Annotated in this window: 12 protein-coding genes and 1 pseudogene; 7 read left to right on the forward strand and 6 right to left on the reverse strand. The window is 48.6% G+C overall.

Annotation, left to right across the window (positions count from 1 at the left end; all coding sequences use genetic code 11):
• Window positions 1-219: 219 nt before the first annotated feature.
• The 5 genes from CBW46_RS13395 to CBW46_RS13415 all read left to right on the forward strand — a co-directional run bounded on the left by CBW46_RS13395 (window position 220) and on the right by CBW46_RS13415 (window position 6107).
• Window positions 220-966: an ABC transporter ATP-binding protein gene (locus tag CBW46_RS13395; RefSeq protein WP_089200503.1), complete on the forward strand. Its 747-nt coding sequence runs from the start codon at window positions 220-222 to the stop codon at window positions 964-966.
• A complete protein-coding gene (locus tag CBW46_RS13400; protein ID WP_089200504.1) occupies window positions 966-2147 on the forward strand; it encodes an ABC transporter permease in 1182 nt (393 codons plus the stop codon). The genes CBW46_RS13395 and CBW46_RS13400 overlap by 1 nt, the downstream gene beginning before the upstream one ends.
• A gap of 291 nt (window positions 2148-2438) precedes the next feature.
• Window positions 2439-4562: an AMP-binding protein gene (locus CBW46_RS13405; RefSeq protein WP_089200505.1), complete on the forward strand. Its 2124-nt coding sequence runs from the start codon at window positions 2439-2441 to the stop codon at window positions 4560-4562.
• Window positions 4562-5821, forward strand: a complete 1260-nt coding sequence (lplT, locus tag CBW46_RS13410; protein WP_089200506.1) for a lysophospholipid transporter LplT — start codon at window positions 4562-4564, stop codon at window positions 5819-5821. Before CBW46_RS13405 ends, lplT begins: the two co-directional genes overlap by 1 nt.
• 82 nt (window positions 5822-5903) lie before the next feature.
• Window positions 5904-6107 (forward strand): hypothetical protein, encoded by a 204-nt coding sequence (locus CBW46_RS13415; RefSeq protein WP_089200507.1) that lies wholly within the window; start codon window positions 5904-5906, stop codon window positions 6105-6107.
• 402 nt (window positions 6108-6509) lie between these two features.
• Here CBW46_RS13415 and CBW46_RS13420 read toward each other — a convergent pair whose 3' ends face one another.
• From CBW46_RS13420 to CBW46_RS13430, 3 genes are all read right to left on the reverse strand, one after another.
• A complete protein-coding gene (locus tag CBW46_RS13420) occupies window positions 6510-7307 on the reverse strand; it encodes a hypothetical protein (RefSeq protein WP_133253983.1) in 798 nt (265 codons plus the stop codon).
• 954 nt (window positions 7308-8261) lie between these two features.
• Window positions 8262-8384: a transposase gene (locus CBW46_RS22315; RefSeq protein WP_089200509.1), complete on the reverse strand. Its 123-nt coding sequence runs from the start codon at window positions 8382-8384 to the stop codon at window positions 8262-8264.
• A gap of 678 nt (window positions 8385-9062) precedes the next feature.
• Window positions 9063-9335: a hypothetical protein gene (locus CBW46_RS13430; protein ID WP_089200510.1), complete on the reverse strand. Its 273-nt coding sequence runs from the start codon at window positions 9333-9335 to the stop codon at window positions 9063-9065.
• Window positions 9336-9488: 153 nt separating this feature from the next.
• Here CBW46_RS13430 and CBW46_RS21030 point away from each other — a divergent pair, with 153 nt between their 5' ends.
• Together CBW46_RS21030 and CBW46_RS21850 are read left to right on the forward strand one after the other, a co-directional pair.
• A complete protein-coding gene (locus CBW46_RS21030) occupies window positions 9489-9932 on the forward strand; it encodes a hypothetical protein (protein ID WP_133253985.1) in 444 nt (147 codons plus the stop codon).
• 598 nt (window positions 9933-10530) lie between these two features.
• Complete coding sequence (locus CBW46_RS21850) at window positions 10531-10746, forward strand: hypothetical protein (RefSeq protein WP_243633305.1); 216 nt, start codon at window positions 10531-10533, stop codon at window positions 10744-10746.
• A gap of 63 nt (window positions 10747-10809) precedes the next feature.
• On the opposite strand, the pseudogene CBW46_RS22320 reads toward CBW46_RS21850, so the two are convergent.
• The 3 genes and pseudogenes from CBW46_RS22320 to CBW46_RS13450 all read right to left on the reverse strand — a co-directional run.
• Window positions 10810-11127: pseudogene (locus CBW46_RS22320) on the reverse strand (IS3 family transposase); the annotation flags it as partial.
• Window positions 11128-11147: 20 nt separating this feature from the next.
• On the reverse strand, window positions 11148-11474 hold the full coding sequence (locus CBW46_RS13445) for a transposase (RefSeq protein ID WP_133253986.1): 327 nt from the start codon (window positions 11472-11474) through the stop codon (window positions 11148-11150).
• Between the two features lie 815 nt (window positions 11475-12289).
• A complete protein-coding gene (locus CBW46_RS13450; protein ID WP_089200513.1) occupies window positions 12290-13081 on the reverse strand; it encodes an alpha/beta fold hydrolase in 792 nt (263 codons plus the stop codon).
• Window positions 13082-13308 lie beyond the last annotated feature (227 nt).

Consider the following 13308-nt stretch of genomic DNA (forward strand, 5'->3'; position numbering starts at 1 on the left):
GGGCAAGTATGGCCTGCTGGGATAATCATCGACTTTGCTGCCGGACCGCCATAGGATTGGGATGGTGTGAGCGCTTGCTGAGCGTTTAAGCTGCGCTTGACACTTGAGTTCTACGCGAGGAGAATCCAGCTTCTGCCGTGCTCTCCGGCGCGGTCGACTGGAAAAGTCCCTCTTTTTCCGCTAGTCTAAGAGAAACAGAGATACCAAGGGGGAACGACAGTGAAGCCTATTCTCGAAGTAAACGGCGTCACCGGGGGATACAGCCGACTTCAGCCTGTGCTGCATAATTTGACATTTCATGTGCAGCCCGGCGAAATGGTCGGACTGATCGGATTAAACGGCGCCGGCAAGAGCACGACGATCAAACACATTCTTGGTTTGATGCAGCCCCACGCAGGCGAAATACGTTTGAAAGGGCGGACGCTCGAGGATTCACGTGAGTCATACCGACAGACGCTTGCTTTTGTGCCTGAGAGTCCGCTATTGTACGAGGAACTCACGGTGCGCGAGCACATGGAGATGACCGCTATGGCATACGGCTTGGAGCGCAGCGTTTTTGAACAGCGAGCGGAGCCGCTGCTGAAGCAGTTTCAGATGGACAAGCTGACCGAGCGACTCTCGTCCCATTTGTCCAAGGGTATGCGGCAAAAGGTCATGATTTTGTGCGCTTTTCTCGTCCAGCCCGAATTATATATCATTGATGAACCCTTTCTCGGGCTAGACCCGCTCAGTATGCGTTCGCTGTTGGAATTAATGGTGAGTGTAAAGCAAAGCGGCGCTTCGATCCTCATTAGCTCTCACATTCTGGCAACCATCGAGCGCTACTGCGACCGCTTCCTGGTGCTGCACCAAGGCAAACTTATCGCGTCCGGGGATGTGGCGGCGCTGCAGAAGACTGCCGGCATGCCCTCCGCGCCGTTGGACGAAGTGTTCTGTGATCTGGTGACAAGGGGCGATCTACATTGATGGATACCCAAGCGTTATACCGACAGAGAAGCGCGCTGTTCCTGAATGAAATCCGCCCGTATCTGCACTATGCGCTTCAGGGTGCAGCCGTGTCTGCAGGACTGGCCTTCCTGCTGGGTGCGATCGGCTACCGTCAGTTTTTGTTGTGGGTCCACCCGGCGTTTCCCTGGGAGCTCTTAGTGACCGCGGTGATGCTGATTGCGCTGGCAGGCGGGCGCATCCGTACTTATCTGCAGGAAGCGGACACGCTGTTTCTGCTTCCGCGCGAACATGCCATGGACGCGTACCTCAGAACCGCTGTGAATCGTGCATTGCTCAAGCGCATTGTTGCAGTGGTCGCGGCATGGCTGCTCGTCTGGCCTGTATACCACAAACTGACGCCTTCCGGCGGTTGGATGTTTGTCGTCATTCTTGCCATTTGGCTCGCGTTCGCCTATATCCTTACACAGGGAAAATGGCTGGAGCTGCAGCTCCAAGAAAGACGTTCCCGTCTGGGATTTGCCGCTCTCCGATGGAGCATGAGTGCTGCCGGTGCGTATGCTTTGTTCGTTTTGCACCCGCTGTACGGCATTCTGGTGTTCGCGTTGTTAGCCATTGCATACCTCGCCGGACTGCGGTTGGCTCGCAAGTATATCGTTAACTGGGGTTTGCTGATAGACATGGAACGGACCCATAAGGGCAGCGTGTATCGTACTTTGAACTGGTTCATTGACGTTCCTGCGGTCCAAGGTAAAGCCAGAAATATGCATTGGCTCGATTGGGCTGTCCGTCCCGGCCGGTTTCGGCGAGACCGTGCTTACCCGTATTTGTATACGCTCGTTTGGCTGCGCTCGGAGCTGTTCGGTATCATTGTTCGTCTAACGGTGGTCGGTGTCATTCTGCTGGCGCTAGTACCGGGCGACATTACCCGTGTGATCATTTACGCGGTCTTCGCCGGCTTCGGGGCACTGCAGTTGGCTGATTTGAAGCGGTACTACCGCGAACATCTGTGGGTGCACATCTATCCGCTTCCCGCCGCGCTGCGTGAACATGCCGTCAACCGAGTGAGACTGTCCATCCATACGGGCATGCTTTTGCTACTCGCCATACCGACATTCATTACGATCGCCAATCCGCTTTGGGCAGCGTCCGTCCTGTTGGTCAGCGCCGCCGCTTCAGCGCTGTATCACCGTTATCGCTGAGCTGCGTTAATAATGGATAGAAATTTCAGATCATGTCTGAAAGTTCTATCCATTTTTTTGTTGTTGAATTGCTCCGGTACCTCCATGGAATTCCCTGTGACAGGGTCGATTGTATGGCTTTTTATGGTGTACAATGCGCATTCTATTCAGTGGGTTATTCCCTGACATAGTCTGGAGCTTCCGACAACCAGGTACTATACAAAATTAGTACTCTGCAATTACGCCAAGACCATGTAGAATACAATTAGCATCTGGTAATAGAACCCAGCAGAAGCAGAGGAGACGATGGTCATGCCCGTAGTTATGGCGTTCTTAAAAATATTGTTCCGCGTTCTATTCAAACTGAACATCTCAGGCTTGGAGAAGCTGGACTTCTCCCGCCCCACCATACTGATGCCGAACCACGTGTCATTGCTGGACGCGGTCCTGCTGGCAGCGTATTTGCCAAAAGAAGCGACTTTTGTCGTGAACACTCAGATTGCCAAGAAGATCAGACTGCCGCTGAAGCTGCGCAATCATATCACCGTCGATCCCCAAAACCCGTACTCCGTCAGAACCATGCTCAAAACAGTACAAAGCGGCGTGCCTCTAGTGCTTTTCCCGGAGGGCCGAGTAACGGTGACGGGCGGTTTGATGAAAGTGTACAGCGGCATCGGCTACATCGCGATCAGAACCGGCGCACAGCTCTATCCTATTGCGATTAACGGTGCGGAACGCTCAAAGCTGTCCTATATCGGTAACAAAATCAGAACCGTCTGGTTCCCCAAAATCAACATTGTGATCGGGGATCACTTCCATATTGCCGGGCAGCCCGATGTCTCGATGAAGCTGCAAAAAGAGATGGCGGCTGACAAAATCTTACGCGCACTTCAGGAGGTTCTGCTGCAGAGCCGGCTGAAGCCCGGCGTGAATCTGTTCGACGAGCTGCTGCTGCAGGCTTCGCGTCACGGGCGAGGCCGCGTCATATGCGAGGACATCGCACAAAAGCTGACGTACCGCAAGCTCATCCTCGCCAGCTACCTGTTCAGCCGCAAGCTGCGCCCGTTGTTGAAAGATCAAGCCGCGACGGGGGTGCTGCTGCCCAACTCGAACGGTCATGCGATTGCCCTGTTTGCCCTATTCCGGCTCGGCATCACTCCGGCAATGCTCAATTTCTCAGCAGGCACCCAAAGCCTGCTGGACGCCTGTGACACCGCCGTGCTTCACACGATACTCACGTCCCGGCAGTTCGTGGAAAAAGCCAAGCTGGCTGATACCGTGGCTGCACTCGAGAAAAAGTGCAAAATCGTATATCTCGAAGATGTGAGAAAAGACATCCGTTTTTCGCATAAACTAGGTGCCTTTGCAGACCTGCTCACGGGACAACGAGCAGACAAAGGGTTCAACGACGTCATCCTTTTCACATCGGGCAGCGAGAGCAAGCCGAAAGGCGTGGTGCTCGGCCATGAGCAGCTGTTCGCCAACATGCAGCAGGCTCTAACGTTGTTCGACTTCACTCCGGCGGACAAATTGTTCAATGCGCTCCCAATGTTCCACAGCTTCGGACTGACGGCCGGGACGCTGCTGCCCATACTCAATGGAGTGACCGTGGTACTGTATCCAAGTCCGCTGCATTACCGGGTGATTCCCGAGCTCGTGTATGACCGGAATGCTACAGTGATCTTCGGTACGTCCACGTTCTTAGCCGGCTACGGCCGGGCGGCACACCCGTATGATTTCCATGCCGTGCGCTATGCGGTAGCCGGTGCGGAAAAGCTGAAAGATGAAGTCCGCGAGCTGTGGAGCCGCAAATTCGGCATCCGCATCTTGGAAGGCTATGGGACCACGGAAGCGGCACCTATCGTCACTATCAACTCGCCTTTGGCCTACAAGCCCGGCACTGTCGGCCGCCTTCTTCCGGGTATGCGCTGCAGACTGCAAGAAATCCCCGGGATCGAGCGTGGCGGAAGTCTGCAGATTCAAGGACCGAATGTAATGAAGGGGTATTTAATCCATGGCCAAGGCTTTGTGCCCCGGCCGGAATGGTACGATTGCGGCGATGTAGTGGAGTTTGATGAGCGAGGCTTTATGACAATCAAATCACGCTTAAAAAGATTCGCCAAAATAGGCGGCGAAATGATTTCTCTGCAGACGGTAGAGGAAACCGCGGCGGAATGCTATAACGATGCCGCATTAGCCGCGATCAGCGTGGAGGACGGCCGAAAAGGCGAGCGCATACTGCTGTGCGTCACCAATCCGAATCACAAGCTGTCTGAGCTCAAAGCTTACATCACCGAGAAAGGCCACCCGCCTTTACTGCTGCCATCGCGGTTAGTGGTAATCGATAAGCTGCCGCTTCTCGGCAGCGGCAAAACCGACTATGTGACGCTGCAAAAACTTGCCGAGTCCGCCGCGGACAAAGGAGTACAAGACTGATGAAACCGACAAAGCCGACGAATTTGATCAACCCATCGTTGACCGCATCGAACGGCAGCAAGCCTCAGCATAGGCTGCACCGCTCATTCAGCCCTTTGTCCGCCCTCTTGCTTACCCAGTTTTTATCGGCGTTCGCAGATAATATGATTTTGTTCATCACACTTGCCATGATTAAATTATATGCCCTGCCTGACTTCTACATCGGCGTGGTGCAAGGGGCATTCCTGTTTGCCTTTGTCCTGCTGGCTCCCTTCGTCGGAGCTTTTGCGGATAAAAATGCGAAATCGACCGTGCTCTGCATCGGCAATGCTATCAAAGCGGCAGGCATCGTGTGTCTGTTTGCCGGCCTGGACCCGGCGGTGAGCTACGCCATAGTGGGCATTGGAGCAGCTGTGTACTCGCCTGCCAAATATGGCATTTTGACCGAGCTCACGTCCACCGAGACGCAGCTGCTTTCGGCCAACGCGAAGATGGAGGGCTTCACCATTTTAGCGATCTTAACCGGTTCACTCGCGGGAGGCACGCTGGCGGGCGTCTCGATCACGTCTGCACTGGCGGTATGCTTGGCCCTGTATCTGCTTTCTCTAGTGATGACCCTCGCTATACCGAAAGGCCCCGGCAATACTGAGATCCGCTACGGCCGTGAAATGCTGGCCTTTTTCAAGGACACCGGGAAACTGTTCTCAGTACGGAAAACCCGCTTCGCCCTGATCGGCACCGGCTCATTCTGGATGATATCGGCGGTGTTCCGGCTGGCCCTCATCGCATGGGTACCGATGCATCTCGCGATCGAGTCGCTGGATCAGATTTCCATGCTCACGGCTATCACCGGCATCGGTATCATGATCGGGGCGCTCGCTACGCCGAAGCTGATTCCGGCGGCCAGATACTATAAGGCTTACCGGTTCGGAGCGATGATGGTTGCGGTGATGCTGCTGTTTCCACTGATGTACTCGGTGCCCGTCACGATTGTGCTTCTTCTCATGATCGGCTTCGCCGGAGGTGTGTTCATCGTGCCGATGAACGCCGCGCTGCAGGATGAAGGCCACAAGATGGTCGGAGCCGGTAAAACCATTGCCGTGCAGAACATGTTCGAAAATGTGCTGATGCTGTCCGGCGTTGGCATTTATACGCAGGTCACCAAAACGGGAGTGTCCGTTGACGGATCTGTCATCGGAGGAGCGATTGTGCTTGCTGTGTTCGTGGCGTTTTTATGGACCCAGGTCCGGTTTTTAAAGTCTGAAACAAATTTGTCATAGACGTCTGATGTAAACGGTATCCAAAATTTTTTTAGGCGCTATAATTAGAGTTAGACTACCAGTTGAAAGGAACATCAGAAGCATGCAGATCTACATGACATTGATTATACTCACTGCGCTGGCGGGACTCGTGGGTACGCTTCTCGTTGGGTTTTCGCGCCACAACAAAGTAGGGGATCCCAATTATGACCGGAAACCTCTGGGAAACTGGGGCCGGCTGGGAGTGTATTATGTTCTGATGATTATTGTCCTGTTCGCGATTTTGTTTTACGCGATTGCAGAGTGAGCGTCAAGTTTTCTTGAGTTTCATGTGAAAAAAGGCGCAGAAGAGGAAAGCCGGGACCGCGGCCTTCCTCTTTTTCGTGTGGCGTCTGTGATGGCGCGGTTGCACACGCTTGAACATGCGTGTGCCTAGCTGGATAACAGACTTGAAACTGATGGCACTGGAATGAATATTTAAAAAAGTAACGTCTATGGCGCAAATTGCACCGGAGAATTTAACAACCGGTTCGCAACTTGGATCTAAAACTATCCTGTATCTTGGGAAGATGGTAGAGTTGGTTAAGGAAATGACGAAAATAATCTATTGCCTATGACCATTGGATGGTTTTGTGGTTATAACCCAACTAACGTGCTTGTAGACTTTACGATCATAATAACGAACAAATTGTTGTCGGAACGTTAACGCTTACTCCACTGCAAAAACATCGGAGTCATTTTGGACGTTGATAAGGTCAGCGACGTTTCCTTCACCTTCAATTTCAGTGAACCCTTTGAAGGTGTACTTCTTATCGTTAATGATTTGGTTCAAGGATTCTTGGCTAAGGTCGGAGGTAGCAATTGTTACACGAAGTCCCTCGCGATTAATGCCACGTGCGTAAACTACTTTCGCTTTCAGGTTTTTAATTGCAAGGACTTCATTAATTTTCTCAGCGGGAACTGGCTTGGCGAATGTTGCTGTAAACCTTGCTTTTTCAGCTCCGTTTGCTTTTACTTTTTTATTTAGCTTCTCGTGTACTTTGTTTTTATCAGCGGTTAAATCATCTTTAGTCTTATTGTTATCGTATTCTTCGTTAACCTTACTCAGTTCGCTTGTAGTGCCAACAGATGCTTCGGGAGCGCCAGTATCTTTCTTCGTTGACAAGATGCTAACCGATCTATCTGGCTTCGCCGCAGATACATTAGAGTATTTAAAATTATTCCACGACTCACCCTCCAAAGAATCCTCTGTATTGGTAAATGGAACATTATTATAATCCCCACCCTCGTAAACAGGCGGAATACTTTGAGCAGAATAAGCGATAAGATATGGGTTCTTGGAAGAGTCCATAATCCTAAAGTTTCCAGTAAAATTATATCTCGTCCAGCCTGTCCAAGAGTTTTTATCACGACTAACTACTTCGATTTCTTCGTTTCTTCCATACCCTGGGGTAGTTGAGGATTGATCGGATTGGTCGTCTTCAAGATCAAATTTAGGATCAGGCAAAGTCGTAGATACCGAATATCCGTGAAGGGCATGGGTAGAGCCATTCTCTTTCAGATCAAGAGTCGTCAGATACCTAATAATGGTTTTTGCGTTTTCTATCTGGGTTGGAGACCAGTATATGCCTTCTAAGGCAATGTAGATATAGTTATCTCCAGGGGTGTATGATGCAATGAGATATTACAAATATGTACGTTATATGACAATTTATTTTTGTGAAGATACAGGGTTTCGGCCAGAACTCTCCGCATGTGTGTGAGTTCATAATTGTTCATAACAAGTATAACCCGCTATGGGTGTACCACCTTTATCAAAGATCGGTAGTCATAAATACAGCGACAAGTCTAGGACTTTATTCCAAGATTGTCGCTGTTTTGATTTATGGTGTCAGTCTAATACTAATTTCTAGCTAGTTAACTGGGATGAGACAAAACGAAGCACCCGAAAGAACCGGCGCTGCCGTTCGATCAGGTACTTCCTGTCGTCCAATTGTATTCTATTACTCTTGGTTGCCGCTCAGTTTCCCTGTCGGGAAACGGGCGGCTTTTTTCTTGGAAATCAAAACGCTCGCTTAATCGAGTTTCGTCTGTAAAAAGTTGAAGGTTTACGAAAAAATGGCAATAGGATGCTCGGGCCACCTTATTTATAGGACCGTGTATAAAAGTCTTTCTATCAGGGTAACCTTATGAGTTAGCTCGCTTGATTAGCTGCCTTAGGACCACCTTCTATGTAAGGTTGCCTGGTTTTTACAATGTGGTAACTAATAACAAGGAGTTTTTCTTGCTATGGCAATACATGCTTTCTTCTTGCCTCGCCGAGAAGCAATTTTCCAGACTTTGTCGAGACTTCCGTGTTTCTAGAGCGAGCGATTGCCCATGCCGCTTCGCATAATGCCACTTTTGCGTGAGTATTGCCTTTTACGCTCTTTGTACTTTTTTTTACCAGCACTTTCGTGATTCACCGGGGCAGGGCAACCCCTGCCCATGAGGACAAATGGTCTGCCGTGGGGAATTGATCCATATCCACACCGATTTCCGCGATTAGGACCGCTGCTTTGTGAACTAAAATTCCTCCCTCCATCGAAAAGCCGCACGCAATACTTTGGCTGCTGCTGCATTTTTTTTAGTTTAATTTAGTAGTGTCATACATTACATTCCTCATTTACCAATATGTACCATATCGAGGGTTATCGTTCCCTCCCCTTTACAGTTGGGGCAAGCGCCGCTTTCTGTATTAAACGAGAAATGAGCGGGTGTATAGCCTCGCATGACGGCTTAAGGTTGCTCTGCAAACAAAGAATGCAGCTTATCCCAGATATCGACATAGGTGATTGGCGTAGATATCCGATTTCGGCCGATCGGTGCTTGGGTCACGACGACGCATTGTTTAATGTTCTCCCATCGCTCAAGAGTACCGAGTTCTTGAGTTGTCCGTACGACGGGAACTGTCTCTTCTTCTGACGTATCTGTCTTTTCTTTGTCCTCAGACACAAATATTGCAGCAACGTGACCAATATTCCGGAAATAAGAAAACTTTTACCTCTGCCTGACATGCCTGCGACGCCGACCATTGCGCCTAAAGGGATTTCAACCGTCACGATATTGAACCGCCGTATACCTAACGGTACGTATTGTGGTGTGAGAGCTCGGGGGCTTACAGACCCTGCTCCTCGATTCCGCATTTCATTCACTTGAATTTTGGGATGTATAGTCCAGCAAAGTATCTTTTAGTAATTGGCAGACATTCGCTAAATACTAGCTATTCTAATAATTTACTGATCTCATCTACCGCTTCTTTTTTCAAAAAAAAGCCAACGGTTGCAAATTCAACTCCTTGATTAATCTTCTCAGTATGATCGAACATTCGGAGGTCCTTTCCAGAGTCTAGCTTGTAAATAGTACAATTTTCAAATATATCTTGAATATTAAAATACTTCTTAGCTAAAGGGAATACTAGCACATAATCATTTTCTTTTTTCGTAATTTGATAGTATAGACACTGATGTTTGAAATTATACGATCCATTCTTCATAATATATCCTTCCCTTCAAATTATACTATGTATTATTCAATAATCATATTATTTTGTATGAATTCGCTGGCTAGCGTTCATAAATATAAGGGTTAGGAGAGGGTAAAAATTAAAACTATTAAAAATTTGCTTCTGTCATTGTCGTTTGTAATTATGCTACTGTCACTTCCTTTCTCAGCAGCGGCTTCAGCTGCAGGAACTAGTCCATCAAACCAAATATCCGATCAGTCTATGACGGCTGCCTCTGAGGGAACTTTTGATATTTACTGCGATGGGCAAAACATGCTTATGTGGTGTGATTGGTGGTCAGTATTTGACGACGATTTGATTTACAGGATTGATGTAACTATTGACTTCGAAAAAAGTGTATCTTGGCTCGGTTGGCAAACTAAAACTACAAAAAATCAAACTCTTTATTTAAATTCTCCCTATAACGAAGCATATGGTCAATTAGAAGCAGACCTAACGCCATATGGCTCAGGGACTTACCGTGGTCGAGCTATGGCTACTGCGTATACATTCGATGGCGATGCACTAATAATGCCTATAAAACTTTCTAGTAGTGTGTCAGCACCTTTTCCTGCTACGTTTAATTGATAGAAACAATTTTTTCGATTAAGTGAGATCACACAGGCAGAACCATGGGTTAAATGACCAGGTTCTGCCTCTTTAATGGATGTATGGTTTCTGGTTAAAGAGAAAATAGACCAATAATCTCTTGGAAAAAACCATCTTGGAATAGGATGCATTCCAAATTTGTGAAGTATAAGTGGTTGCATTCAATATTCGATGTTAACAGTGATTCAATATAATGCTCAGGGCCACTAGAGTTATTACTTTTCACATGCAACTCCATCATTGTCTCCAAAATGAACATCGAGTGATCGTTCAAACCTTAATTTGCTTCGGCTTCACAATCCCTCTTGTGATGGCATCCCTATATTCATAGGGAGATAAGTCATAGATGCTGCCGTGAATGCGAATACCGTTATAATCCTGAATAACTGACTTACAATCTCATACGCCTGCGGATAGGACTCAAATTCATGGCGCTGATAACATTCAAGTTCTATGATGGAATGGATAGGATTCAATGTAAGCGTTTTTATTCGGCGTTTTGGGCGGAATGCGCTCATGAATCAAGTCAAACTCGTTGCAGGCCTCTTCAAACAGGTTGCTAACAAACTGTGGACCGTTGTCTGAACATGATGGGTTTATCTGCTTTGTCAAAAAGCTGACGCTTCATAAGCGCTTCCTGCGTGATCTGGACGAGATGCTTGGCTTCACAGGACAATCCGATATAATAGGCTACTACGGCGCGATCAAACACGTCTATGATGCTCATAACGAAGAAGAAGCGCTGCTCGCCATAGACCCATCCATACTTAAGCCGTTTCCCACACTGATTTGAGCCGGTTATAACGCGATTGTTAGCAAGCCGCTTGGGATGCTTCATCTTAAGTTTCCGCTGTGGACGAAGCACATCCATTTGCTTGTATAGACGGTAGACTTTCTTCTCGTTAATCTTCAGTTGATGGCGTCTTTTAAGGAGTACAGTGAGTGTGCGATAGCCATACGCTGCGCCTTCTCCTGTTAAGAATTCCATGATCCATTCACAAATCTGCTCGTCACTAACTGGCTTGCCATCTTGTGTATAAGATAAACCAGGTGCGGGGCGACCGACCCTGTGGATTGTATCTAGAAAGGGCTGCGCTTTATTCACATGTGCATAGTACGTGGATCGCTCTACCTCCAATACACGCAGCACAAAGCTGATGCTACGCCCTTGCACAATATATTTCTGGGCAATCTCTATTTTATCCGCAAGTTCGGGTTCGTTTTTTTTAGTAGGTCTTTGAGAATATCCCTCTCTAAGGCTTGCTCTGCAAAGAGCTTCTTCAGCTTCTCATTCTCTTTTTCCAACTGTGCATAATCTTCTGCTGTTGGAACAAACTTGGCTTGCTTGATACTTGTCCCATCCAGTTGATCAAGATCCTTTCGGTTCAGTTCTCTAGCCCACCGGAGCACCATCTTAGGATCGAGCTCATGTTGCCTTGCTACAGCAGTCATGTTGCCAATTTCTTTCCCTTTCGCTACAACCATCTTCTTAAATTTTAGATCGTACTGCTTGTTCGTCATTACGTTCCCCTCCGCCTTATTCTTATTGTATTGGAATAAGGGGTGCACTGTCCAAGTCTCCTAGGGGGCTAAAAAGCCACAACGGGTCATTATTGAAAAATTCTATCAGGCATTTAAAACAGAGGATTATGGAACCATTGCCCCAGTATTTTTAGACAATAACCCACAAATGGTCATAAACGTAAGGCACTGGTATGGGGATGTTCAAGACTTTAAAATAAGGGAAACTAAAGCAATATCTGAATCGGAAAAGAAAGTAAAAGTATCCGTGACAAGTCTTAGAAATAACGAAAAACACAAAGATACTGATACATTAATATTAGTTAAACAAAATGATTCTTGGCTAATTAAACATTATGAATCTGATCTGGATTATAAGTTACCAGGGTAGCGGCAACAATTTGACGGTTATACACTAAGCATTAGCGGACACCTATTCGCCCGTTCCTGATGACCTTAGCGGATGTAAAAGGCAGAATTGATGACCGCTAATAATGTTTAGCGGTCATTGCTTAGAGGCAGTTGAAAAAACGTACTGTGAGGCTAAACATCCTTAGCGTATATTTTGGTTAAAAGTTTGGCGCGCGGGCCGTGCGGGTGCTACCGTGCTTCATGCCGTGCAGCTACCTTGGGTAATGTCGTGCGTGATGCTGTGCTTCAAACCGTGCTGCATACCTTGGTTAATGCGGTACGTCAAGCCTGTCTTATAGTCTGTGCTCGTTTCTGGCTCAGGTGGATACCGTAGTTTATAGCGTGGTTTCTGCATAGTTCATTCCTCAATGCTGCCACCGGCCGCGCTGCGTTTCATCCGTTTCTTACACCGTTGTTATGAACTCGACGATTACCTGTGCAAGCTTGTGCGGGGCTTCCATCATGCTCATATGCCCCGCGCCGGCGATTTGCCGCTGGGCGATCTGGCCGCCGGTGACGGAGAACGCCCTTTCCGCCGGAATCACCTGATCGTGATCCCCGGCGACAATCAGGACAGGCATTTTCGCCTCCGCAAGCACGTGGTTACGGTCGGGGCGTCGCCTCATCCCGTCCAATGTGCGTATCGCTCCCTCCGGATGAGTCCCCCGCCCTATCGCCACAGTTTCCCGCACGGCCTGCGCCATCGTTTGCAGATGAACGGGCGCAAACAGCTTCGGAGCCAGCCCTTCAACGAAAGCTGAGATACCTTTTTCGCGGATTGTGTCCATACCTTTCAGACGCCCTTCCTTAGCCTCATCACTGTCCGGAAACGCAGTGGAGTGAATCAAGCCGAAGGCCGCCAGCAGTTCGGGATGACGTTCAGCGAATGCCAGCGTCGCATAACCGCCCAGAGAGTGCCCTAACACAATGGCGCGCTCGATCCGGAGCTGCTGAAGCAGCTCCGCCAAGTCACCGGCAAACGCTTCCATCGTGTATTCCCCTTCGGGGGACGCCGACTCCCCGTGGCCGCGAAGATCAGGCGCTATGAAACGATAATTGTCCGGCAGCAGCGGCAGTACTTGCTCCCAGTAAGCCGAGCTGCCGCAAAAGCCGTGAAGCAGGACGACAGCTTGGCCCTCGCCGTGCGCTTTGTAGGCGAGCCGCGCTCCATTATGCCTAACGAATTTGGTCTCCATCCATCTTCATCCCCTTCATCATGGTGATCTTAACTCCTCATTGTTACTTACCCACAAACAGCTATATCGTAAAAAAATGTATCTGTCCACTAGACTCAAGGTCTCATTTAGGAGCGGTCGAATCTTACTTATACGATAACGCACACGCGTCGACTTTATACTAAAATTCCGGAACATGTGTTACTTTCTGGAAATGTTGAACACAGAGCCGGCGGTAATGTTATATT

The organism is Paenibacillus xerothermodurans, from assembly GCF_002220865.2.
Classification (GTDB): Bacteria; Bacillota; Bacilli; order Paenibacillales; family NBRC-103111; genus Paenibacillus_S; species Paenibacillus_S xerothermodurans.